The 23664-nt window shown below is 28.6% G+C and carries 23 protein-coding genes; 6 read left to right on the top strand and 17 right to left on the bottom strand.

Features of this window, described 5'->3' with window-relative positions; all coding sequences use genetic code 11:
• The first annotated feature begins 89 nt into the window (after positions 1–89).
• A complete protein-coding gene (locus BTO18_RS06490) occupies positions 90–1427 on the top strand; it encodes a retropepsin-like aspartic protease (protein ID WP_226789128.1) in 1338 nt (445 codons plus the stop codon).
• Here BTO18_RS06490 and BTO18_RS06485 read toward each other — a convergent pair whose 3' ends face one another.
• Together BTO18_RS06485 and BTO18_RS06480 are read right to left on the bottom strand one after the other, a co-directional pair.
• Positions 1428–1838 carry a DUF1573 domain-containing protein gene (locus tag BTO18_RS06485; protein WP_105015449.1) on the bottom strand — a complete coding sequence of 137 codons (411 nt, stop codon included), beginning with the start codon at positions 1836–1838 and terminating at the stop codon, positions 1428–1430.
• A 7-nt stretch (positions 1839–1845) separates the two neighbouring features.
• Positions 1846–2208: a DUF1573 domain-containing protein gene (locus BTO18_RS06480; protein WP_105015448.1), complete on the bottom strand. Its 363-nt coding sequence runs from the start codon at positions 2206–2208 to the stop codon at positions 1846–1848.
• Between the two features lie 106 nt (positions 2209–2314).
• Between BTO18_RS06480 and BTO18_RS06475 the strand changes: the two genes are divergently transcribed.
• Positions 2315–4969 (top strand): valine--tRNA ligase, encoded by a 2655-nt coding sequence (locus BTO18_RS06475; protein ID WP_105015447.1) that lies wholly within the window; start codon positions 2315–2317, stop codon positions 4967–4969.
• Between the two features lie 72 nt (positions 4970–5041).
• Here BTO18_RS06475 and BTO18_RS06470 read toward each other — a convergent pair whose 3' ends face one another.
• The 10 genes from BTO18_RS06470 to BTO18_RS06425 all read right to left on the bottom strand — a co-directional run bounded on the left by BTO18_RS06470 (position 5042) and on the right by BTO18_RS06425 (position 15010).
• Positions 5042–5491 carry a hypothetical protein gene (locus BTO18_RS06470; protein WP_105015446.1) on the bottom strand — a complete coding sequence of 150 codons (450 nt, stop codon included), beginning with the start codon at positions 5489–5491 and terminating at the stop codon, positions 5042–5044.
• A 96-nt stretch (positions 5492–5587) separates the two neighbouring features.
• Positions 5588–5845: an aldo/keto reductase gene (locus BTO18_RS18165; RefSeq protein WP_317197608.1), complete on the bottom strand. Its 258-nt coding sequence runs from the start codon at positions 5843–5845 to the stop codon at positions 5588–5590.
• Between the two features lie 184 nt (positions 5846–6029).
• Entirely contained in the window at positions 6030–7280 is a 1251-nt protein-coding gene (locus tag BTO18_RS06460; RefSeq protein WP_105015445.1) for an MFS transporter, read from the bottom strand.
• 98 nt (positions 7281–7378) lie between these two features.
• Positions 7379–7762 carry a hypothetical protein gene (locus BTO18_RS06455; RefSeq protein WP_105015444.1) on the bottom strand — a complete coding sequence of 128 codons (384 nt, stop codon included), beginning with the start codon at positions 7760–7762 and terminating at the stop codon, positions 7379–7381.
• Positions 7763–7826: 64 nt separating this feature from the next.
• A complete protein-coding gene (locus BTO18_RS06450) occupies positions 7827–10763 on the bottom strand; it encodes an FAD-binding and (Fe-S)-binding domain-containing protein (RefSeq protein WP_105015443.1) in 2937 nt (978 codons plus the stop codon).
• A gap of 412 nt (positions 10764–11175) precedes the next feature.
• Positions 11176–11448, bottom strand: a complete 273-nt coding sequence (locus tag BTO18_RS06445; RefSeq protein WP_105015442.1) for a hypothetical protein — start codon at positions 11446–11448, stop codon at positions 11176–11178.
• Positions 11449–11618: 170 nt separating this feature from the next.
• The gene (locus BTO18_RS06440; RefSeq protein ID WP_105015441.1) at positions 11619–11990 is read right to left on the bottom strand and encodes a hypothetical protein; all 372 of its coding nucleotides are present in this window, start codon (positions 11988–11990) and stop codon (positions 11619–11621) included.
• A gap of 7 nt (positions 11991–11997) precedes the next feature.
• Positions 11998–12783, bottom strand: a complete 786-nt coding sequence (locus tag BTO18_RS06435) for a glycoside hydrolase family 19 protein (protein WP_105015440.1) — start codon at positions 12781–12783, stop codon at positions 11998–12000.
• On the bottom strand, positions 12755–13729 hold the full coding sequence (locus BTO18_RS06430; protein ID WP_105015439.1) for a hypothetical protein: 975 nt from the start codon (positions 13727–13729) through the stop codon (positions 12755–12757). The genes BTO18_RS06435 and BTO18_RS06430 overlap by 29 nt, the downstream gene beginning before the upstream one ends.
• Positions 13730–13906: 177 nt before the next feature.
• A complete protein-coding gene (locus BTO18_RS06425) occupies positions 13907–15010 on the bottom strand; it encodes a bestrophin family protein (protein ID WP_105015438.1) in 1104 nt (367 codons plus the stop codon).
• A 73-nt stretch (positions 15011–15083) separates the two neighbouring features.
• Between BTO18_RS06425 and BTO18_RS06420 the strand changes: the two genes are divergently transcribed.
• The 3 genes from BTO18_RS06420 to BTO18_RS06410 all read left to right on the top strand — a co-directional run bounded on the left by BTO18_RS06420 (position 15084) and on the right by BTO18_RS06410 (position 18723).
• Positions 15084–17573 (top strand): M14 family zinc carboxypeptidase, encoded by a 2490-nt coding sequence (locus BTO18_RS06420; protein WP_211295581.1) that lies wholly within the window; start codon positions 15084–15086, stop codon positions 17571–17573.
• A 231-nt stretch (positions 17574–17804) separates the two neighbouring features.
• The gene (locus BTO18_RS06415; RefSeq protein ID WP_105015437.1) at positions 17805–18353 is read left to right on the top strand and encodes an outer membrane beta-barrel protein; all 549 of its coding nucleotides are present in this window, start codon (positions 17805–17807) and stop codon (positions 18351–18353) included.
• A 211-nt stretch (positions 18354–18564) separates the two neighbouring features.
• A complete protein-coding gene (locus tag BTO18_RS06410; RefSeq protein ID WP_105015436.1) occupies positions 18565–18723 on the top strand; it encodes a YqaE/Pmp3 family membrane protein in 159 nt (52 codons plus the stop codon).
• On the opposite strand, the gene BTO18_RS06405 is transcribed toward BTO18_RS06410, so the two are convergent.
• The 5 genes from BTO18_RS06405 to BTO18_RS06385 form a co-directional block, all read right to left on the bottom strand.
• A complete protein-coding gene (locus BTO18_RS06405) occupies positions 18720–19898 on the bottom strand; it encodes a carboxypeptidase-like regulatory domain-containing protein (protein WP_105015435.1) in 1179 nt (392 codons plus the stop codon). The two genes, BTO18_RS06410 and BTO18_RS06405, sit on opposite strands and share 4 nt — an antisense overlap.
• Positions 19899–19948: 50 nt before the next feature.
• Positions 19949–20287: a tRNA-binding protein gene (locus tag BTO18_RS06400; protein ID WP_105015434.1), complete on the bottom strand. Its 339-nt coding sequence runs from the start codon at positions 20285–20287 to the stop codon at positions 19949–19951.
• 111 nt (positions 20288–20398) lie between these two features.
• The gene (locus BTO18_RS06395) at positions 20399–20860 is read right to left on the bottom strand and encodes an Mpo1 family 2-hydroxy fatty acid dioxygenase (RefSeq protein WP_105015433.1); all 462 of its coding nucleotides are present in this window, start codon (positions 20858–20860) and stop codon (positions 20399–20401) included.
• A 139-nt stretch (positions 20861–20999) separates the two neighbouring features.
• Positions 21000–21536 (bottom strand): YfiT family bacillithiol transferase, encoded by a 537-nt coding sequence (locus BTO18_RS06390; protein ID WP_105015432.1) that lies wholly within the window; start codon positions 21534–21536, stop codon positions 21000–21002.
• Entirely contained in the window at positions 21533–22216 is a 684-nt protein-coding gene (locus BTO18_RS06385; RefSeq protein WP_105015431.1) for a tetratricopeptide repeat protein, read from the bottom strand. The genes BTO18_RS06390 and BTO18_RS06385 overlap by 4 nt, the downstream gene beginning before the upstream one ends.
• 119 nt (positions 22217–22335) lie before the next feature.
• Here BTO18_RS06385 and BTO18_RS06380 point away from each other — a divergent pair, with 119 nt between their 5' ends.
• Entirely contained in the window at positions 22336–23646 is a 1311-nt protein-coding gene (locus BTO18_RS06380; protein WP_105015430.1) for a sulfatase-like hydrolase/transferase, read from the top strand.
• Positions 23647–23664: the final 18 nt, after the last annotated feature.

Below are 23664 nucleotides of genomic sequence, written 5' to 3'. Positions count from 1 at the left end.
AATATATAAAAGGTTAAAAATTTACTAAAAACTAAAATATAAAAATGATTATTTGTACATTTAATAGTGATTCACAAAATTCAATTTTTTTGAAAAAAAATATTTTTCTTGTAATATTTTTTGCTATTGCTTTTACACCTTTAAAAGCACAAAATGGATATCATATTTTAAATAATAAAAGTAAAAAAGAGCGAGTTAAGTTCAAGTTAATAAATAATTTAATTGTTATTCCTTTAGTTATTAATGAAAAAAAACTTTCTTTTATTTTAGATTCAGGAGTAAGTAAAACAATATTATTTAATATTTCACAAAATGATAGTATAGGATTAAATAATGTAAAAACTGTTAAACTACAAGGTTTAGGAAATGGTGAAGCTGTTGATGCATTATTATCTAAAAATAATAAAGTTAATATAAAAAGTATAGAAAATTATAACGAGACTATTTATGTAATCTTAAAGGACTATTTTGATTTATCTGGTAAAATGGGTACAACTATACATGGGATAATTGGATATAATATTTTAAAAAACTTTGTAGTAAAAATTAATTATAAATATAAATACATTGATTTTTATAAAGCTAAAAATTTTAAGTACAGTAAGTGTAAAAAATGTGAAGTATTTCCCATTCAATTTTATAGAAAAAAACCATATATTAAAACTAAAGTCCAATTAGATACTATTTCCAACAAATTAACAGATGTTACGCTTTTAGTAGATTCAGGAGGCAGTGATGCTATTTGGTTATTTGAACACACAAAAAAAGAAATCATTACTCCTAATCTTTTTTTTAGAGATATATTGGGGGAAGGGTTAAGTGGCTCTATTTATGGTAATAGAAGTAGAATACCTATGTTAAAGCTAAAATCTTTTGAAGTAAAACAACCTACTGTTTCTTTTTTAGATTCTATTTCAACTCGTAATGCAAGAAATTTCAAAACTAGAAATGGAAGTATAGGAGGAGGAATTTTAAAACGATTTATTGTATGGTTTGACTATCCAAACAAAAGAATGACACTAAAAAAACAGAGTTCTTTAACAAAACGCTTTAACTACAATATGAGTGGTCTTGTTATAGTATATAATGGTAAGCAATTGGTCAGAGAAGAAGAGAAAAAAAGTTTTACAGATGGGTATAATAATAAAGTACAGGATAATAATACAGTAAGTTTTATTAGTAGATTTTCATATAAATTTAAGCCTTCTTTTAAAGTGAAAAGTGTTTTAAAAAATTCTCCAGCAGAAAAAGCAGGTATTTTAAAAGATGATATCATTTTAAAGCTAAATGGTGTGCCTTCTTATGATTATACACTAGGAAAGATTATTCAAAAATTTCAAGAAAAATCAGGCAGAAAAATTAGAATTACTGTAGAAAGAAATGGAGTTAAAATGAAATTTCAATTTCGATTAGAAAAGAGAATTTAGTTACTTACTAGAATTAGAAAGCATATTTTTTTCTTTCTCTAAAATTATGCCATTGTAAACATTTCCTTTTATTTTAATAATTTTCCTCGGACTTTTTGCATTCGAGAAAATTGTGATTGTTTTTGAAAAACCACCAATTCTGTTAGTATCGTAAATAACTTTTATCTCCCCTTTTTCTCCAGGCATAATTGGTTTTTCTGGTTTTTTAGGAATAGTACAACCACATGAAGACTTTATGTTTCTTATGACTAAAGGTTTATTACCAATGTTTGTAAATACAAATGTTTTTTCTCCATCAGAATTTTTAGAAATTTTCCCATAATTAATGGTTTCTTTTTCAAACTTAAATTCTTGTGCAGCTGTAGATAAACTAAATCCACATAACAATAATCCTATTAAAAACGATTTCATAATCACTTTATTTACTAATGTACCCTTTAACTTTTATTCTTTTAATTTTATTTTTTGCGTTAGAAAAAATAATTATTTCTTTAGAAAAACCACCAGTTTTTGATGTGTCATATGCTACAGTAATTGTTGCTTTTTCGTTTGGCATTATAGGTTTTTCTGGTTTTTTTGGGATTGCACAATCACAAGAAGTTTTAATTTCTTTAATAATTAATGGTGCTTTTCCAATATTTGTAAAGGAAAATACACGTTTTCCATCATCACCTTTCTTAATTTTTCCATAATTAATCGTCTCTTTCTCAAACTTAAACTCCTGTGCAGAAATTCCAAGTGAAAAAAATAGGAACAAAATAAAAAAAATAGCTTTTTGCATAAATCAAATTTACGATTTTAAAATGATAAAATAATCAACCTCTAATTTTCTCTAGAATAAAGAGAATTGTATTTTTGTAAACTATATTCAAAAATTATTCCAAAGTATGGCAATTCCATCAAAATATGATGCAAGTAAGGTAGAAGATAAATGGTATGACTACTGGATAAAAAACAACTATTTTCATTCAACACCAGATGAAAGAGAGCCTTATACAATTGTAATTCCTCCACCAAATGTTACAGGAGTTTTGCATATGGGGCATATGCTGAATAATACTATTCAAGATGTATTAATTCGTCGTGCACGATTATTAGGTAAAAATGCATGTTGGGTTCCAGGAACAGATCACGCATCAATTGCAACTGAAGCAAAAGTTGTTGCGAAATTAAAGGAGCAAGGCATCAAAAAAAGCGATTTAACTCGTGAAGAATTTCTGCAACACGCCTTTGACTGGAAAAACGAATATGGAGGAAAAATTTTAGAACAATTAAAAAAGCTAGGTGCTTCTTGCGATTGGGAAAGAACAAAGTTTACAATGGATCCAGAAATGTCTGAATCTGTAATTAAAGTTTTTGTTGATTTATATAACAAAGGTTTAATTTATAGAGGTTATAGAATGGTAAATTGGGATCCTGAAGCAAAAACCACACTTTCTGATGAAGAAGTAATTCATGAAGAAAGACAAGGAAACTTGTATTATTTAGAATATAAAATTGAAAGTTCAAAAGAAACATTAACGATTGCAACAACAAGACCAGAAACTATTTTTGGAGATACTGCTATATGTATCAACCCAAATGATGAACGTTTTAAACACTTAAAAGGAAAGAAAGCAATTGTGCCACTTTGTGGAAGAATTATTCCTATTATTGAGGATGAATATGTTGATTTAGAATTTGGGACAGGTTGTTTAAAAGTAACCCCTGCTCACGATGAAAATGACAAAAATTTAGGAGACAAGCACAATTTAGAAGTTATCGATATTTTTAATGATGATGCTTCTTTGAACTCTTTTGGATTGCATTATCAAGGCAAAGACAGATTTGTAGTTCGTGCAGCAATCGCTAAAGAATTGGAAGAAAAAGGAATTTTAGTAAAAACTGAAGTTCACACCAATAAAGTAGGTACATCAGAAAGAACAAAAGCAGTTATAGAGCCAAGATTATCTGATCAATGGTTTTTAAAAATGAAAGATTTAGCTCAACCTGCTATTGATGCTGTTTTGGGTGAAAATGCTGAAGTAAATTTATATCCAAAAAAGTTCGAAAATACTTACAGACATTGGATGGAAAATGTACGTGATTGGAATATTTCTCGTCAATTGTGGTGGGGACAACAAATTCCTGCGTATTTCTATGGAGATGGAAAAGAAGATTTTGTTGTAGCAGAGATCAAGGAAAAAGCATTTGAATTAGCAAAAAAGAAATTAGCTGTCATTTCGACTGAAATGGAGAAATCTCTTAAAATAGAAGATTTACGTCAAGACGAAGATGCACTAGATACTTGGTTTTCTTCTTGGCTTTGGCCAATGTCCGTTTTTGATGGCATCAGAAATCCTGAAAACGAAGAAATTAACTATTATTATCCAACAAACGATTTAGTTACTGGACCAGATATTTTATTTTTTTGGGTAGCAAGAATGATTATTGCTGGTTATGAATATAAAGATGAAAAACCTTTTCAGAATGTTTATTTAACTGGTTTAGTTAGAGATAAACAAAGACGAAAAATGTCTAAACAACTTGGAAACTCTCCTGATGCTTTAAAATTGATAGACGATTATGGAGCAGATGGAATTAGAGTTGGTTTATTATTAAGTTCTGCTGCTGGAAACGATTTAATGTTCGATGAAGATTTATGTCAGCAAGGAAAAGCATTTGCAAACAAAATTTGGAATGCCTTTAGATTGATAAAAGGCTGGGAAGTTGATGCAAATTTACCACAATCAGAAACCGCAAAAATTGGTTTAGAATGGTATGAAGCAAAATTCCAAAAAACGTTAGCAGAAATAGACGACTATTTCTCTAAATATCGTTTAAGTGATGCTTTGATGGCAATTTATAAATTAATTATGGATGATTTTTCATCTTGGTTATTAGAGATTGTAAAACCTGGTTATCAGCAACCTATAGATAGAAAAACGTTTGATGCTGTTATTGAAGTGTTAGAAAATAACTTAAAGGTATTGCATCCTTTTATGCCGTTTTTAACGGAAGAAATTTGGCAATTTATCACAGAAAGAACTACTGACGAAGCGTTAATTATTGCTAAATATCCAACACAAAAAGCATTTAATTCAGATATTATTGTTGATTTTGAATTTGCAACAGGAGTTGTTTCTGGTATTAGAACCATAAGAAAAGAAAAGAATATTTCTTTTAAAGATGCTGTAGAATTGTTTGTAGTTGATAATGAAAAGAATTCGAAAGAATTTGATGCTGTTATTCAAAAACTAACAAATACATCAGTAATCAACTATGTTTCTGAAAAAGTTGATGGAGTATCATTTAGAGTAAAATCAAATGAATATTTTGTGCCAATTTCAGCAGAAAATATAGATGTAGAAGCTGAAACCAAAAAACTAAATGCAGAATTAAAAAGAGCGGAAGGTTTCTTATTCGGAATTCAAAAGAAATTATCTAATGAGCGTTTTGTAAGTAATGCACCAGAACAGGTAATTACTTTAGAGCGTAAAAAAGAAAGCGATACACTTGCTAAAATAGAGACTATTAAAAGTAGTTTGGCCAGTTTGAAGTAATATTTATAAATGTTATTCATATAAAATCAAAAAGCCTTTTTCATAAGAAAGAGGCTTTTTAATTATTAAGTCTTATAGAGAAGCTAATACTTTATCATGATTTTTATAAAATTGCATTACAATAAATGAACCTATAAAAGAAGATGCCATCCCTTCTATTAGTAAGGTTATAAATACTTCTGCCAGAGATAAATTTCCACCTATAAGAAAAGATTTATTCATGGTTAAAAGGAATTCTGGATTTATAAATTCTATATAACCAATTACACCAATAATTGAAAAAATAACAGCTGCAGCACCAGTTTGTAACCCAATACCTAGATTTGCAATATAGTTTGTATCGTGATTAAATTCAATATTAGTTTTAATTGCTTGTCTTATTCCAACTACAACAAAAATTAGATTTAAAAATCTTAAATATGGATTGTCATGAACTCCTAATAATTTAGATAAGAGAAAAAAACCTCCAATTAATAATGTGATAATGATAGAATACTTGATAATAATTTGAGTTATTTTCATTTTGTTTAATTTTTTTAGTTATTAATTAAACTAAATTAACAATTTTATTAATTAATATTCTTAAAGAAATTTAAAATTTCTCTATTTGTTTTAAATCTAATTTAGAATAAGATTAATATTATTCAACTTTTCTTCAGAAAAAACAGTGTTTTTAATCGCTTTAACACTATCTAAAATCTGACTTGTTTTACTAACTCCAATTAATACAGAGGTAATTCTATCATCTTTTAAAATCCAAGAAATTGCCATTTGTGCTAAATTCTGGGTTCTACTTTCAGTGATTCCGTCTAAATCTTTAATTTTACCAAAAGTCATTTCAGCAGATCCATTAGGAGGTCTATAATTATTAGCCAAATCAAAATGTGTAATTCTATTATCAAAAGCACATTTTAATAAGTTTCTTGCATTTTTAAAACTATCATTTTCGCCAAAGTTCTGCCATAACCTAAAGAAAGTTCTGGTAGTAATAAACCACTATTTGCTGTTCTTCAATATTTAATTTTTTATAGCGATTTTCTGCTACAACATAGTTCTTTTTTTACTCATTTTTAATTGATTTTCGAAACCCTAAAGCAGCAATTAAACCTACAATAGGGATTATTATAAATGTGCTAAATAAATTTTGATACTCTACAATTGTAGGATTTTCTCCCAACATATAACCATTAAATAACGACATAAATACATCTGGTGTAAAACCTACAATTGATATAATTCCAACTAAAGTTCCTGTAAACTCTATAGGAGTTTTTGTTTCCTCGATAATTGCAAAATACAATCCTCTTAAAGAATAGGTTGCAAAGGCAATACCAATAAAGGTTGCAAACGAAGTATACATGAAATGATTTTCAGAAAAACCTAAACCAAGTAAAGCAGAAGTAATTATTAAAACTGAAAACGAGGGAATTAGCATTTTTGATGGCAGATATTTATCAGCAATCCAGCCAATTAGAATTGCAGAAATTGGTCTCAAATATTGAATAAAAACTGCAAAATAGGTAGCTTCTTCTAGAGAATAATTCCAAACATCTTTGGCATAAGTGCCATAAACTCCTGTTAATTTATAAGCACAATATGCACAGAAAATAATCAAGGAATGAAAAATCACTTTTTTCTGTTTCATCAATGAAAATGCTTTTTTAAAATCGAAAGGAAATTCATTGGTTTGCTTTTCTTGAGTAGTATTTCCTAAAGTATTCCAAACTAAAAAAGCTACCAAAAAGACAATAATAGTTAATGCACCAATAATATATTGTAAGGTTGCTACTTTATGTTCAAAAGTGATTTCACTTCCTTTTTCAGGAAAGAAAAAAGTGAGAATTCCTGCACCAGATAACGCAATTGTAGCTGCAAAAAAGCCTCTTCCTCCATCTAATAAACCAAAAGATAATCCTTGATTGTGTTCATTTCCCCATTGTCTGGTCGCTTTTATTAAGGATGCCCAAAAGAATAGAATTGTGGAAATTCCCCAAAAAGCATATAATATTTTTAAACCTGTAATAGAAGGTTTAAAAACCATCCAAAAACCACCTAAACCTGTTAAAACTAATGAAAGAGATAATAATTTTCTAGGCTCATATTTATCAGCAATAAATCCACCAAAAAAATAGGAAAGCACAGCTGTAATTCCATATAAAGCTTGTGCTTCTCCAATTTGTGCATCAGAAATTACAAACGCTTCTCTAATTACAGGTTTAAAAACACGCATTAAAATAAACGGAAGTAAAAAAATGGCTTCCCCAGCAATAATAAGTGAAAACATTACTGTTATTTTATGAGTATTCTTCATGCCATTAATGCTGGTTTTTTTGAAATAAAATTGTTTATTATCGTAATTAAATAAAAAAAGGGAAGCTAAAACTTCCCTTTTAATATAATATTTTTACATTATTCTCTTTTTGCAGAAAGTGAGAGTTCCATTTCATCATAATAAACTGCTCCAGACATTTTGTCATTATCAAATTCCATTTCAAAATCTGTGACTACGCCTTGAACATCAACAGATGCTGTTAAAACCTTATTTTTAAACGCTACAGATTCTAAGGATAAATTTCCGTAAACATCAGATTCAATATTTACTTCGTAAGTGTTTTTTACTTTTTTAATGGTCATTAATCCTGTTAAAGTTTCTTCTCCAGTTTCTATTTCATAATTCCAATTTCCTGAAGGATCATATGCTTTTAGAGTAGTCATTGAAGAAAAACCGATAGCAATAAATACTAAAAAAAGACCTATAAACGTTTTACGCTTTAAAAATATGGTTGGTTTCATGATTTTATTTTTAATTCTAAATATACATTTTTATTTTGAATTGATTTTTGAATAAATATAATTATTATAATAAAGCTTCTTTTAAAATAGTAATTGGATGTTTTGCAATTCGTTTTGTTCCATCATAAATTTGATGACGACAACTTGTTCCTGCTGCTGCAATTTCAGTATCAGCACTAAAATTCCTTACTTTAGGGAATAAAGTATCTTCACCTACTTGCATCGAAACTTTGTAATGCTCTTTTTCGTAACCAAAAGAACCTGCCATTCCACAACAACCAGTATTCATAATGGTTACAGTATAATTACTAGGAAGATTTAGTATTTGAAAACTTGCATTGGTGCTAGACAAGGCTTTTTGATGACAATGACCGTGAATTTTCAATGTCTTTTTTTCTGATGTAAATGCGCTTTTATTTACATTTCCTTTTTCAATTTCTTTAGATAAAAACTCTTCGAAAGTAAATGTATTTTTTGCTATTTTTTGTGCGGATGTTTTATCGTCTGCTAATCTGATATATTCGTCTCTAAAGGTCAGAATTGCAGAAGGTTCTATGCCAATCAATGGAGTTTCTTCAGAAATAATATCTTTAAAAATAGTAATGTTTTTATCACAAACTTGTTTCGCTTCTTTTAAAAATCCTTTAGAAATATAGCTTCTCGCACTTTCTTCATGATTAATGATTTTTGCATCATAACCTAATTTGTTTAATAAATAAACAGCGTCTTTACCAATTTCTACATCGTAAAAGTTGGTAAATTCATCGTTGAAAAGGTAAACTTTTTTTTGATTGTCAGATTGCTTCACTTTGTTCGCAATGACATTCTGACTTTTATTGATATTCTGCTTTTTGTACCAACTATTTAATGTTCTTTTTGCCAATTTAGGGACACTTCTTTCTATGGCAACTCCCATAGCAGATTTTGCTATAGTTGTATTTAAAACCAAATTGGCTAAAGTAGGAGTTAGGCTACCTAATTTGTTGAGTTTTGCATTATTGGCAAACAATTTACTTCGAAAAGAATAGCCATTCGTTTCTTGATATTGGTATAAGAACTCGGCTTTCATTGTAGCAATATCTACATTACTTGGGCATTCAGAAGCACAAGCTTTACAACTTAAACAGAGGTCTAAAACTTGTTTTAATTCTTGCGAATCAAACTTGTTTACAGCATTATTATTCGTTAAAACTTCACGTAGAGTATTTGCTCTTGCTCTTGTGGTTTCTTTCTCTTTTTTCGTTGCTCTGTAGCTAGGGCACATTGTTCCACCAGCTTCAACAGGTTTTCTACAATCTCCAGAACCATTACATTTTTCTGCAAGTTTTAAAATTCCTTCGCTGTCAGAAAAATCTTGAATCGTTTTAATTTCAGGTTCAACCCTATCAATTTCATAACGCAAACTTTTATCCATAGGAAAAGCATCTGTAATTTTTCCTTGGTTAAAAACGTTGTTTGGATCAAATGCCTTTTTTATTCTTCTTAATAGTTGATAATTGTTTTCGCCAATCATCAATGGAATAAACTCTGCACGAACAATTCCATCTCCATGTTCGCCAGAAAAAGAACCTTTGTATTTTTTAACTAATTCAGCAGTTTCTGTCGTAATTTTTCTGAATAGAACAACATCAGCTTTCTTTTTTAAATTCAGAATAGGACGTAAATGCAATTCTCCAGCTCCTGCATGTGCATAATAGACAGCATTTTGCTGGTACTTATCCATGATTTTAGTAAACTCCTCAATATAATCTGGTAAATCTTCCAAAGCAACTGCTGTATCTTCTATACAAGCCACAGCTTTCATATCACCAACCATATTTCCTAAAGCGCCTAAACCTGCTTTTCGCAAATAATGAACTTTACTAATATCAGTACCATATACTTTTGGGTGATGATACCCGAAGTTGTTTTGTTCTAAATCTGCAATTAAATTATCAGCTAAAATTTCTGCTTCTTCAACAGAATTTGCAGAAACTTCTAACATTAAAACTGCTTCTGGATCTCCTTTTAAGAAAAAACGATTTTTAGCCAATTCACGATTGTTTTTGGTACAATCTAAAATGGTTTTATCCATTAATTCACAATTGTATAAATTGTGCTGCATTGCAGTTACTGTAGCTTTTAAACTCTCATTTATAGATTTAAAATGCGTACAAACCATAATGCTTTCAGTAGGAGGTAAGTCGTCTAATTGCAAAGTAATTGCAGTTGAAAAAGCTAATGTCCCTTCGCTTCCAGATAAGAATTTGGCAACGTTTATAGAGGGTGCTGTTCCTCCAAATAAATCGGATTTTAAAAACTCATCTACAGCATAACCTGTATTTCTTCTGTGAATTTCTGGTTTTGGAAATTCGTTTTTGATTTCTTGTTGATTCTCTTTTGATGATAATTCTTCAAAAATACTTTTGTAAATTTTACCTTCTTGAGAATTTTCTTTGGTTTTATTGATGAATTCATCCGAAGTAATTTCTTTAAAAACTGCTGTGCTTCCATCACTTAAAATGGCATCAATTTGCAATACTTTATCTCTTGTAACTCCGTATTTTATAGAAGTACTTCCTGATGAATTGTTACCCACCATTCCACCAATCATGCATCTGTTTGAAGTTGAGGTGTTTGGACCAAAGAATAACCCAAATGGTTTTAGGAAAACGTTTAAAGAATCTCTAACAATTCCTGGTTGTAAAGTGATCGTTTTTGCTTGCTCATCAAAGGCTAAAATGGATGTAAAATGTTTAGAAACATCTACTACAATTCCATCTCCCACACATTGACCTGCAAGTGATGTTCCTGCAGTTCTTGGTATTAAGGTTATGTTATTTAAGGTCACAAACTCAATTAAGGTTTTGATGTCTTTTTCATCCTTTGGAAAAGCAACTGCTAACGGAATTTTTCTATACACAGAAGCATCTGTAGCATATAAAGTTTTGTGTAAATTATCGAAAAGAACATCACCAGAAAGTGAGTTGTTTAAGTTTTCTAAAAGTGTATTATCAATCATCTAAAAAAATCTATTACAAATATCTGAATAATAATTTCATTAATGCATAAACGTTTTTAGAGTTTCTGAATTTTTATAAAATTGATAAAAACAATATTAGATTTTTGCAGATTCTTAATTTTGAAAAATTTAGAATATTTTTTTTAATTTTAGCTAACGGTTTTGTACAAGGAAAGTAGCAGATTGAAAAAGATACTATTTTCAGTTTTAAAACAAAAATAGCAGAAAATCACAAAACTTGTAGACTGCACTTAACTGCTATTTTTTATATACTATGTTGTGGTTTGTATTTTATTGTTTAAAAAACTTTCCCAATTGACCTTTTTGATTAGTTATTGAAAGAATAGTTTTACCTGTAGAATCAGTAACTATATTATTTATTATATCACAATTATAGGTTGTTGTATCTATCTTAATTTTTAAAAAAAACATCATATGAATTATTCGAATTTGAATTACAAGTTAAAGAAAGTTCATAAAAAGTCGTATCCTCTAAATTATTATCAATATAAACTTTCATTTTGTTGTCTGATGAAAATATAACCTTGTTTGATGAATCATCTTCAGCTATCCACGTGCCTATTATTAATGTATTATATGAGTTAAATCTCTCCTCTTGAGTTTGAGCTTTACAGCCTAATGTTAGCCCTAAAGTTATCACTATTATTATTTTTATTTTTTTCATTTTATTCAGAATTAATTGAATCCTTTGCGTTGTTTTATTTCAATTTTATTAATATAAGGGATAATAAGGTTTTGTTATTTTAATCATAACAGTATTATAATTTAAAACATAGAAAAGAGCTAAACTTCATATTTAGCTCTTCGATTGTTAATCAAATATATAAATCAGTATTATTGTTTATTGAAAAATAAGTTTTTTGCTCTGTCAATAATCATTAGTGATAAAGAATCATCAGTAATATTTAAAATTTCAAAACACGTTTTTTTATTATCCTCATTATCTACCCATTCTAAATAAATGGTATTTGATGCCTGAAAGTTTTTACAGCTTTCATTTTTTATAGTGTAATTATAAGTCGTTATTAATTCTGAATTTTCAAATTCCTTGCAGATCCCATCGGATAGAAAAACTAGTTTATAACTACTATTCTCTTCCATCCAAGTTCCTATTATTTTTGTAGAATACTCGCTTATCTGTTGTGCTTTACAACTAAAAGCTATTGTTATTATAAACAAAGTTAAAATTATTTTTATAGTTTTCATATTTTTTTTATTTACAGTTAATTGAATCTTTTGCTTTTTGAAATTTCTTTTTTCTGTCTGAAAGTCCCTTTGTTGCGGAATTTATAGGTTTTGTTACAGCTTTAACAGTAGTTGATGAACTTATAGTGATTTTATCGACTACTCTAGTTTTATAATACCACATACCACTTAAAACTGCTAAAGTATCATTAGATGCTATAATATCAGGATTTGAAACGGGATCTATATCAGGGTCATATTTGTTATTATACCAAGTTTTAAATGCTTTATAATTATCTTTCCAAGTTAATTGAAATATTCCTCTACCTCTATATCTATAACCATGACCACTTGCAACATTACCATTTCCATATCTACAACACATTGCAATATTAGCAACATCAGATGAATTTTTTAAATAATCTGGTGCATAATACAAATTTTTATCATTTTTCGCTTTTATGGAATCCATAGTAAATTTTTTATACGTTTTAGCTAATTTACTAGCTGTAGTCCAATAAGTACTTTCTGTTACACTTAACTTATTGAAACCACCAGTTTCGTGACCAGCTTGCGCAAGAAAGTGCCATAAATCTTCATTACTATCTATGCCAAAGTCTCTACCTTTATCGTTTATGATTTTAGCTAATGTTTCAGCTTTACTGTCTGACATATTTGGAAATACTTTTTTTAAATCTTCTTTAGAAGTATCACAATCATCTACACAGTTTCCATTATCATCTTCTTTTTTTCCTTCAGGACAATTACATTTTTTAGTTGCTGTGTCATAAATTTTCCCACCTGTACGGGTCACATTTACCAGTAGTAGGATTTTTCTTATAACCATCAGGACATTTGCCCTCTTCATCAGGATCAACTGGAGAAGCCATTAGTATTGCAGCAGCTGCAGAAGTAACTTGTCCAGATGACAAACTAGAACCACCTCCACCACCAGAAGAACCATAAGAAGTAGCTCCATTTATATAGCCACCATAACCTGTACTTTCAGGACCAGAAGAGTAATACCAATTATAACTACTACTATGACCAGCACCAGTGCTACTACCACTTCCACTTCCACCACCTGAACCTCCACCAGAAGCAGTAACAACAACTTCATCTAAAACACCTCCTTCAAAATCTCCTAAAGTATCCGTGTTCCAACAGTCTCCTTCTTCAGTTAAAACATCACTTTGAAATAGTAAAAGAGGTAAAAAACTAGCTTTTTGAGTTTGTGATTTAATAACAAAACGTTTTGTAAATATCCCTTTCTCAATATGATAGCCATCAATAAATTTACCTTCTAAATCATTAAAGTATATACGACCGTTTATAATATTACCTTCTTGGTCAACTTCATCTTTCCATATTGTAAATATCACATTTCTTATATGATTATTAACATTAATAAAATACAGTTGACTGGAATATTTACCATTTCTGTTTATTTCAGAATTTGCAGTAGTAAGTTGTGCACTAGTATATGCAATTTCATTATGTTCTAAAGTATTCCAATCTGGGATGACTTCAAGTTCATTTTCAGTACTTTTCGAATAAGTACTTTTTTGTTTAATTTTTTCTTTTTTAGAGTTAAAGTGAGCAATAGCATCTTTAAAAGATACAGTTTTTACATTACTCAAATCGATACTTTCTGATTCATTGAGATTATCTTCTAATGTACAATTCCATAAAAATGATGTTATCCCAAATAGGAAAAGTCCAAGAATTAGAAAATTTTTACTTTTTTGTTTCTGTTTCATATTTATAAATTTAAGATTAATAATTCAATTTTTGTAAGTTTACCAGTAATTTTTAGTTTTCAATTCAGCCAGTAAATTGGCGAATATAAACCACAACTTAAGCGAATAATCGTCGTTTTAATGATTTTTATTCGTCATTAGCTAAATTATATTTTTTAAGTTTAGAGACAAACCAAACTACATCACAATATCATTCTTCCAAGCATAAGGTTCTGGGATGTCTGTATCATCTATTAATTGTCTGATGTCTATTTCTATTCCTCTGCTTAAATCTGTAATAGGCACATCATTTGGTCCACCTTCAAAAGGGTTTTCTGTGTTTTCACCTATAACTTCCATTGTGTGAAATACCCAAGATAATAACGCACTAAAAGGAATCGAAAACCAAACGAAATGTTTTGCAATAAATTCTTGGGCTAAATGCCTCCAATTTGATTTAGATTGATGTGTTGTTAAATCTTCAACAATATGTTGCCCAATACTTTCAAAACCTTCCATAATTCCGAAAGGTAACAAAATGATAAAAACCCAGACAAACATATAATTAAGAGTAGCATATTGTCTGGGATAAGGGAAGTTCTTTATACGTTCAGATTTTCCTTGTAAGGTATACAGTTCTTTTAAGACATTCATCATTTCCATATGTCTAAAATCTTCAATTAAGCCAGAATTCATCAACTCTTTTAATCGTTTAGATTGAATACCTAAAAGTTGTGATGGTTTATTTCCTTTCTTAAAAACTTCTGTATATTCTTTTTCTGTTATGTAAGGCTTTATAGCTTCTTCAATAGCAATTGTATCTTCACAAACTAAATAATGTTGCTTCTTAAATTCTTTATTTGATTTCTGATTTTTTACATGCGATTCCCAAGGTTTATCTGCTCTTAACTGATAACGTAAAGCTGTTAACCAAGCAACATGTCTGTGTACCAATTCTTTTTTAATTTCTTTTAAATTGGCGTTTATAGGTGTTTTTTCAGAATCATGAATATCTATAAAATCTTTAACCATAATTGTCCAAGTTCTAGACGTATTTACAATGCCACCCCAAATTTTACGAGCTTCCCACAACCTGTCATAAGAAGCATTGTTTTTAAAACTGATTAAAAAAGAAATAGCTGTACCTAAAACGCCTAATGGCAACCAAGGTACATGTAGCCACTTTAAACCAAGAAGATCGAAAAGAATAACAGGAATAGCGCCAATTAATAAAAACAAAAAAATATCTCTTCTTGTCCATTTTAAAACTGTTTTTACAGGAAAAATTCTTTTAATATACATAAATCTGGTGTTAAAGTATCAAATATAAACTTTTTGAATTCATATATTTGTAAGGTAACCAAATTCTATTCAAATGAAAAAAGTACTACTATTATTTCTTTTAGTATCAATTTCCATTTCTGCACAACAAGTAGATTTATCTTACTATTTACCAAAAAATATGACGTATAACAAAAACATACCCACTCCAAAATCTGTTATTGGTCATGAAGTAGGAGAGTGGCATATTACACATGATAAATTAGTGGAATATATGAAAGCTTTAGCAGCTTCATCTGATAGGATTTCTATAGAAAATAGAGGAAAAACGTTTGAAGACAGACCATTATTGTTATTGACAATTACGTCTCCTAAAAATCATCAAAATTTAGATAATATTCGTAAAAATCATATAGATGCAACTAATAATAATTCTGTTGATGTTTCTAAAAATCCAATTGTAGTTTATCAAGGTTTTTCTATTCATGGTAATGAGCCAAGTGGATCAAATGCAGCTTTGGCTGTTGCGTATTATTTAGCAGCTGCTGAAGGAATTGATGATTTATTAAACAATACAGTTATTTTATTTGATCCTTCTCTTAATCCAGATGGTCTACAACGTTTTGCGTATTGGGCAAATACGAATAAAAGTAAGAACATTAATCCAGATCCTAATGATAGGGAATATTCTGAGATTTGGCCCAGAGGAAGAACCAACCATTATCAGTTTGATATGAATAGAGATTGGCTACCTGTGCAATTACCAGAAAGCCAAACTAGAATTAAAACTTTTCATGAATGGTTGCCAAATGTTTTAACAGATCATCATGAAATGGGAAGCAATTCTAGTTTCTTTTTTCAACCAGGAATTCCTAGTAGAACAAATCCGTTAACACCTCAAATGAACCAAGATTTAACTAAAGAAATTGCAACTTATCATGCAAAAGCTTTAGATAAAATAGGTTCTTTATATTACTCTGAAGAAAGTTTTGATGATTTTTATTATGGTAAAGGCTCAACATTTCCAGATATAAATGGAAGTATTGGTATTTTATTCGAACAAGGAAGTTCTAGAGGACATGCACAAGAAACTGTAAATGGAATTTTAACTTTTCCTTTTACAATTAGAAATCAATTTACTGCAGCTTTATCTACTTTAGAAGCAGCCAGAAAAATGCGCGTAAAAATCTTAAAATATCAACAAGATTTTTACACAGCATCAAGAAGTACAGTTGTAAATAAAGCAATTGTTTTTGGTGATGAAAAAGATGGGGCTAAAAGTCATCATTTAGCAGAGGTTTTATTTAGACAAAATGTAAATGTGCATGAAGTAAAATCTGATTTTACTCAAAATGGTAAGAATTTCAAAAAAGGATACAGTTATATTGTACCTATGAATCAGAAAAATCATAGGTTGGTAAAAGCTATGTTTGATGTTAGAAAAACTTTTAAAGATAGTTTGTTTTATGATGTTTCAGCTTGGACTTTTAACCATGCATTTGGTGTTGATTATGCTGAAAATGTATCAATATCTAAAGCAGGCAAAAAACTAACCAATATAATAAGAAATGTTGGTAATGTTTCATTTACAAGTAAGTATGGTTATTTAATGCCTTGGAATGAATATTATACTCCAAAAGCTCTGAATGCTATTTTGCAAAAAGGAATTAGAGCTAAAGTTTCGATGAAAAACTTTAAAAATGATGGTAAAGTTTACGAGTATGGAACTATTTTTATTCCTGTTCAAAATCAGAAATTAAATGTAGGAGACTTATATAAGTTCTTACTAAAAGTAGCTAAAGAAAGTAATGTGAAAATAACAGGTGTTTCTACTGGTTTAAATGAAGGTATTGATTTAGGAAGTAATAATTTTAGAGCAATTACAAAACCTAAAGTTGCTATGATAGTTGGAGATGGAGTAGCAGGAAACGATTCTGGAGAAATTTGGCATTTGTTTGACCAACGTTTTGATATGCATATAACAAGATTAGATACGCGTAACTTTAACAGAGTTGATATTTCTAAATATACACATATTATTATACCAAGTAGTGGATTAGAAAAAAGAGCTGTAGAGAAAATAAAAACTTGGGTAAAAAATGGTGGAGTAGTTGTAGGTTATAAAAATACAGCAAGATGGTTATCTAGTAATAAAATGATTAGCTTAAAATTTGATAGCCCAAAAAGAGATTCTATAAAAGGAGTAACTTTTGAAAATCGTTCTTTACAATCTGGAGCACAATATATTGGAGGTGCTATTTTTGAGGCAAATATTGATCGTTCTCATCCAATCAACTTTGGCTATAAGAATGATAAGATAGCATTGTTTCGAAATTCGACAATGTTTATAAAAGCTGATAAAAACAGTTACAATAACCCAATTCAATACACTTCTAATCCTTTATTGAGCGGTTATATTTCCAAAGAAAACTCGAAAGTAATTAAAAACACTGTTCCTTTTAAAGCTCAACGTTTTGGTAGAGGTAGAGTAATCATTTTTACAGATAATACTAATTTTAGAGCTTTTTGGTATGGTACAAATAAGTTATTGATGAATACCATATTTTTTGGTGATAAGATGTAGTTTTTTTGATAAAGCAATTAATAAATTATCTTTTCTAGATAACAATAATAATAAATTTTTATATCCCGATTAATTTACGAGATATCGTTAATAAAACTTACTTATAACGAGTTGTAGGTAATTCCACACTAACCTCAAAAAAAAACCATAATGAGGGAAAATTTAGTTAGGGAAAAATTGAAAATTAGCAGAAATAAAAAATTAAACAAAATTTAGAAAATAAATAAAAGTATGAATAAGAAAATCCTATTAATAGTATTAGTAATTTCAATTAACTCATTCTCTCAAAATTCGAAATTTAGTATTGAATTAAGTTATCCAATTTTAATAAGTGAAAAAGGAAATGATTTAGATTTTATAGACTTTAATGGAATTGTAGATTTAGGAGTTAAATATAATTTAACAGAAAATAAAAAAATTAATTTTGGTGTCGGAATTAATACAACATTATTGAAATTTAAAGTAGATGACAGTTTTACAAAATTCACAAGAAATCATTATATATTTCAACCAAAAGTATTTGGGAAAATAAAGTTAATTGAAAATGGAAAGCTTGATTTTATAACTGGTTTAGGTTATGCTTTTGATTTTAATTCAACAGAAAATGGAAAAGGAAAAACTTACAGCGGAATTAATTTCAATGCTGGAATAAGATATTTATTTACTGAAAAATTATTTTTGCATTTACAATATGACTACATTATGTATAATAAAAGTGAGTTAGTTTATTATAACGAAAATTTAAGTTTTATTAAAATAGGAATTGGAATAAAAATTTAAAAACTACTGCCTACATAAGTATATAACAAATAGAATTTAAAATATTTTCAAAATTTCAACTTATAAGAAAGAAATTATAATGAATTATTAAATCAAATATATAAAAGATTATAAATTATAATTCTAAAACTTTATCCATAAAAATATGGACTTTTTTGTAACAAAAACAAACCTAAAACGTCTTATTTATAAAACCAACTAATTTGTATAAATGAGCTTTTTTAGAGTGCTTTTTGCTATAATTTTTCCTCCACTTTCTGTGATTGATAAAGGTTGTGGCTCTTTCTTTATTATTTTATTATTAACGCTTTGTGGATGGATTCCTGGAGTTATTGGGGCTTTGGTAATATTGAATAACCCTAAAAATTAACTTTTAGATTCGAGAAATTTTGTCTCTTTTTCTGTCAAGAGTATCTTTACATCAGTATTTTTTTGATCACTTTCTATATTTTTAAAAAATGGTTGATAAAAATTAATCACATCTTTTCTTAACTTTTTACCAAAATTACTTTCACCAATAAATAAACTTTGTTTAGAAACCACTTTATCTGTAAACTGTTTTGTTTTTAGTACTGCATGAATTTCAGAGATATAATAACTTAAAGATAGCTTGTTGTTTTTTAGATTTTTAAAAGATAACTCTAAAGTATGTTTTGTCATTTTTTTCTTATAAGGTATTTTTGAGGTTTCAGAAATATCATCTTCAAAATCTTCATCATACATCATATTAAATTTTAGATGTTTTACATGTTTATATTCATTATCAAAAACTAGTAAACTATTTTTATGCGTAAAAACAAGTTTTCCTTTTTGTCTAAAAACAGCATCAAAATATACTTTGTTAGACGTTTCATTTTTTTCGATCGAATTAATTTCAACATCATAAGCCAAATCTTTAAACATAGATAAAAGAAAGTTTAAATGAGCAAATTGAAAGAAAATTCTGTTTTCTACGTAAGCACCATTAGAGCTAATTTGGTTTTTATTTATCTTGTTAATTTTTGAATAATCAACAGATTCTAAATGTATTTTATTTTGCTTATCTATAGCTTTATTTCCTTTGAATAAACTGTTTTTACTCCACCAATTTAATTGTACTTGAAAAAGTCTAGATAAAGAATCGTTGATGCTAAAGGTTTCTTTATATGTGCTATTGTGTATGGCTTTTTTAGTTGAATATTCTTTGAGGTATGTATTCTCTAAAACGTTGACTACTTTTTTTAATAAATTTACATTATATACTACAATTTCATCAAGTTCATTTGTATTGGGAGTAAGATATAAAGTGTCTTTTTTGATAAAATCTGAATATAGGAATTCTTTTTCTTGGTAATTGATATGAGATACTACAATCTTATTTTTTCTTAAAGGGATTTTTATTTTTCCATCACTATTAGTTACACTACCAATCTCTAAAGCAGGATATAAAATTTGTGCTAAATCAATAGGTTTTTTGGTAGATGCATCTAGAACTGTGAATTCTTTTGATTGTGATAAAACAAATGTGGACAAACAAATAAATAGAAGTGTTGTAATTTTTTTCATAAGATAAGATTGATTTACAAAAGTTATAGCAAACTTTAAGCCATATTTTTTTAAGAAATCTGTTCTCCGTTTTTTATTTGTTTTGATGCTTGTAACAATACCACTTTATTATCAGAATTATAAACTCCTAAAACCAAAACTTCACTTAAAAAGTTCGCAATTTGCCTAGATTTAAAGTTTACGATTGCAGAAACTTGTCTGTTTAGTAAGTCTTCTTTGCTGTACAAATCTTTAATTTGTGCACTGGATTTTTTAATTCCTAAACCTCCAAAATCTATTTTTAGTTGATAGGCAGGTTTTCTGGCTTTTGGAAAATCGTTGACTTCGATAATAGTTCCAATTCTGATATCAATCTTTGTAAAATCCTCAAATGTGATTTCTTGTTTCATGTTATTATTATGTATTTCTCATTACGAATGAGGTGCTAATGAAGTATCTTTTTATTAAGAGATTGCTTCACTTTGTTTGTAATGACGAGTATTTTTATCCCTTCCAACTTCTTACTTTTTACCCAATTTTTGAATCACCCATAAAGGGCCAATCAATAAAAACTCTAAATCTTTTAAAAATGATGGTTTAGCACCCTCAACTTTATGTCCATAAAACTGACCTATCCAAGCCAAAACAAAAATAATAATTGATGTAAAGAGAAGATTTGTATTATTTCCTAACCAAAAATTACCAATAATACAGAGAAGAATTACAAATAACATTTCTGTAAAATACCAGAAACCAAGGCGTATATAGAATACAGAAATAAAGACTGTTACTACTGCAGCCCAATTTTCTACTAAAGGGTTGTATAATCCTAAAGTGTTTTCTAAAAAAGTTGTGGGAATAGACATCAACAAACCAATAACACTAAAAAATATTAATGGAACACAGATATAATGTATAGTTTGGTTGGTTTCATTTTGATGACTAACTGCATATTCATCAAAATATTCTTGAGCGGTTTTCATATTTGATTATTAAAACTGAAAGATATGAGTATTTTTAGAAAAAGAAAAGTTAACAAGTGTTAACTAATGTTATCTATATTCAAAAAAACAAATAATATCTCTATATACTCAAATTTATATATTGATGTAATAAACTTGCTTATTTCCAGTTTTCGCGAATTATCAATTGCTCAATATGTGCATAATGATGCTGACAATGCCAAGCATAAATACCAATATTTTCTTTAAGCGTAACTTTTGCTTTAGTTTCTGGATGTATAAAATAGTGCTCTAAATCTTTATCAGAGAGGTTTTTTAACAAGTAAACCCATTTAGAGTGTAGTGCTTTTAAACCATCAATAGATAAAAAAACTGGTGCTGATTTGGAGTCAAAAATTTCTGCCCATCTATCTTCAAAATACGCTTTTATTATTGGAGCATTTTCTGTTAAAGCCCATTTAAAACGGATATAAGAATTAGAATGGCTATCATAACAATGATGTATTACTTGTCTTACTGACCATCCTTCAGGTCTGTAAGGAGTGTCTAACTGCTTGTCTGATAATTCACGAACTAAAAATTCCAATTCATGAGGAAAACGCTCTATATCAGAAATCCAATCTTCAAGATTTTTCTTGGTAATGTGTTCTGGTAAATTTACTTTTCCTATTGGATATTTTAACTTCTCTAAAGTCATTTATTTTTAGTTAGCTTTTTAATAAAACGTTTCGAATTTCTGTTTTCTGGATTGATTGCTAAAGATTTTTTAAAATTATCAATTGCATTAACTGTATCTTTTTTTAAATAATAGATTTCTCCTAAACTATTAAAAACATTAGAGCTTTTTGGGTATAGGGCTGCATTTATTTTAAAAACCTCTAGAGCAGAGTCAAAATTATCATTTCTAATAAAATTATAACCAAGTCTATTTATAGTCCATTGTCTAATTACAGGATTTAAAGAATCTTCTTTTTGAATTTTTTTAAAAGCGATTAATGCTTTGTCAAATTCTTTTGCTTTAAAATATTCGCTTGGTGTTTTTTCATCAGCATTCATTTTTTTGAAATGATATTTTACATCTTTATGCTCTGTTTTTTTTGCTAATTTAATATGCATTTTTGGTTCGCTAACAAAAAGCATTTTTTCATTCAACTCTTTCATATAGAAAGAACTATCGTTAATTTTCAACAATTCTATATCATCATTTCCACGCCATTTTGCATGCATAATGCCATCCTCAAAATAGATTTCAATAACTTCATTTGCATTAAATAAATAACGTCCTTCTGTAGCTTTTATAAATTCTTCGGAGTTTTTTTGTGATGTACAACTAGTTAATAAAATTACAGCAAGTAAAGTATAGAGAAGTTTTTTCATGGTTGGTAGCTAAAATGATTCTATATTTTAGACGACCAATTTATGGTTTTTGTTACAAATAAAATCAACCAAAATTAAACTATTATTAAAATATAGGGTCAAAGAAGAAATTCAACTCCATGAAGCGTTATTTTTTCATCACTTTATTGTTTACATTAATTTTACAAAGTTGTAGTTCATCCACAGAAAATATTGAAGATGATGTAGATGATACACCAGATACTCCTGTAACAATAACGAAACCCAATATTTTGTTAGTTATTGCAGATGATGTAAGCAAAGACGCAATTCCCAATTATACAGAAGGTAGTATTAAAGCAAATATGCCAAATTTGCAGGGATTAATGAGTAGTGGAATTACTTTTGATAATGCTTGGGCGTATTCAGTTTGTTCTCCTACAAGAGCATCAATCATTACAGGAAAGTATGGAATAAATAATGGAGTAATAGAAGTAAATGACGAAATATCTTCATCAGAAACAATCTTACAAAAATATATTTCAGACAATACTAATAATGCTTATGCAACAGCAATTTTTGGGAAATGGCATATTTCAAATGATACCAATGATGCTGAAAATATGGGAGTAAATCATTTTGCAGGAATTTCTAAAGGTGGTGTACAAGATTACTACAGTTGGCCTCTAATTGAAAATGGAATAAGCACAACAAACACAACCTATATGACCACTAAATTAACAGATTTAGCTATAGATTGGAAAAACGCACAAACCAAACCTTGGTTTTTATGGATGGGGTACACAGCACCACACACACCATTTCATTTAGCACCAACAGATTTACATTCTCAAGGAAATTTACCTACAGACGATGCCTCAATAGATGCAAATCCATTACCTTATTATTTATCTGCTTTGGAGGCTTTAGATTCTGAAATGGGGAGATTAATCAACAGTATGTCTGATGAAGAAAAAGCAAATACTGTCATTATTTTTATTGGTGATAATGGTACACCAAATCAAGTAGCACAATCTCCTTACAGTAGAAGAACTGTAAAAGGAACTTTATATCAAGGAGGCATAAATGTGCCTATGGCAGTTTCTGGTGTTGGTGTAAATAGAATGGGCGTTAGAGAATCTACACTCATAAATTCGACAGATTTATATACCACAATTGCAAATATTGCTGGTGTAAGTTCAGCTTCGATACATAATAGTCAAAGTTTTTATGATTTACTAACGGATGAAAATGCAACGAAAAGAGACTATGTGTATTCAGAAAAAGAAGATGCATACACTATTAGAAACGCGACTTATAAATACATAAGGTTTGATGATGGAACAGAAGAACTCTATAATTTATCTTCTGATGCTTATGAAAACTCAAACTTAATTGGTACTACTTTATCTAGTGATGCTTCAGCCGCAAAAACAGCTTTGATTACTGAAGCTAATCGAATTCGGAGTTAACGTCATTGCGAGTTTACG

The organism is Polaribacter porphyrae (genome assembly GCF_002954685.1).
Lineage (GTDB): Bacteria > Bacteroidota > Bacteroidia > Flavobacteriales > Flavobacteriaceae > Polaribacter > Polaribacter porphyrae.
This window is presented reverse-complemented; position numbering and strand designations above follow the sequence as displayed.

Excerpts from the sequence above, each read along its gene's own strand:
- BTO18_RS06415 (WP_105015437.1), top strand. The coding sequence starts at position 17,805 with ATGAATAAGAAAATCCTATTAATAGTATTAGTAATTTCAATTAACTCA.
- BTO18_RS06405 (WP_105015435.1), bottom strand. The coding sequence starts at position 19,898 with ATGAAAAAAATTACAACACTTCTATTTATTTGTTTGTCCACATTTGTT.
- BTO18_RS06440 (WP_105015441.1), bottom strand. The coding sequence starts at position 11,990 with ATGAAAACTATAAAAATAATTTTAACTTTGTTTATAATAACAATAGCT.
- BTO18_RS06485 (WP_105015449.1), bottom strand. The coding sequence starts at position 1,838 with ATGAAATCGTTTTTAATAGGATTATTGTTATGTGGATTTAGTTTATCT.
- BTO18_RS06420 (WP_211295581.1), top strand. The coding sequence starts at position 15,084 with ATGAAAAAAGTACTACTATTATTTCTTTTAGTATCAATTTCCATTTCT.
- BTO18_RS06460 (WP_105015445.1), bottom strand. The coding sequence starts at position 7,280 with ATGAAGAATACTCATAAAATAACAGTAATGTTTTCACTTATTATTGCT.
- BTO18_RS06400 (WP_105015434.1), bottom strand. The coding sequence starts at position 20,287 with ATGAAACAAGAAATCACATTTGAGGATTTTACAAAGATTGATATCAGA.
- BTO18_RS06475 (WP_105015447.1), top strand. The coding sequence starts at position 2,315 with ATGGCAATTCCATCAAAATATGATGCAAGTAAGGTAGAAGATAAATGG.
- BTO18_RS06410 (WP_105015436.1), top strand. The coding sequence starts at position 18,565 with ATGAGCTTTTTTAGAGTGCTTTTTGCTATAATTTTTCCTCCACTTTCT.
- BTO18_RS06455 (WP_105015444.1), bottom strand. The coding sequence starts at position 7,762 with ATGAAACCAACCATATTTTTAAAGCGTAAAACGTTTATAGGTCTTTTT.
- BTO18_RS06445 (WP_105015442.1), bottom strand. The coding sequence starts at position 11,448 with ATGAAAAAAATAAAAATAATAATAGTGATAACTTTAGGGCTAACATTA.
- BTO18_RS06450 (WP_105015443.1), bottom strand. The coding sequence starts at position 10,763 with ATGATTGATAATACACTTTTAGAAAACTTAAACAACTCACTTTCTGGT.
- BTO18_RS06470 (WP_105015446.1), bottom strand. The coding sequence starts at position 5,491 with ATGAAAATAACTCAAATTATTATCAAGTATTCTATCATTATCACATTA.
- BTO18_RS06390 (WP_105015432.1), bottom strand. The coding sequence starts at position 21,536 with ATGACTTTAGAGAAGTTAAAATATCCAATAGGAAAAGTAAATTTACCA.
- BTO18_RS06385 (WP_105015431.1), bottom strand. The coding sequence starts at position 22,216 with ATGAAAAAACTTCTCTATACTTTACTTGCTGTAATTTTATTAACTAGT.
- BTO18_RS06425 (WP_105015438.1), bottom strand. The coding sequence starts at position 15,010 with ATGTATATTAAAAGAATTTTTCCTGTAAAAACAGTTTTAAAATGGACA.
- BTO18_RS06395 (WP_105015433.1), bottom strand. The coding sequence starts at position 20,860 with ATGAAAACCGCTCAAGAATATTTTGATGAATATGCAGTTAGTCATCAA.
- BTO18_RS06480 (WP_105015448.1), bottom strand. The coding sequence starts at position 2,208 with ATGCAAAAAGCTATTTTTTTTATTTTGTTCCTATTTTTTTCACTTGGA.
- BTO18_RS06380 (WP_105015430.1), top strand. The coding sequence starts at position 22,336 with ATGAAGCGTTATTTTTTCATCACTTTATTGTTTACATTAATTTTACAA.
- BTO18_RS06430 (WP_105015439.1), bottom strand. The coding sequence starts at position 13,729 with ATGAAACAGAAACAAAAAAGTAAAAATTTTCTAATTCTTGGACTTTTC.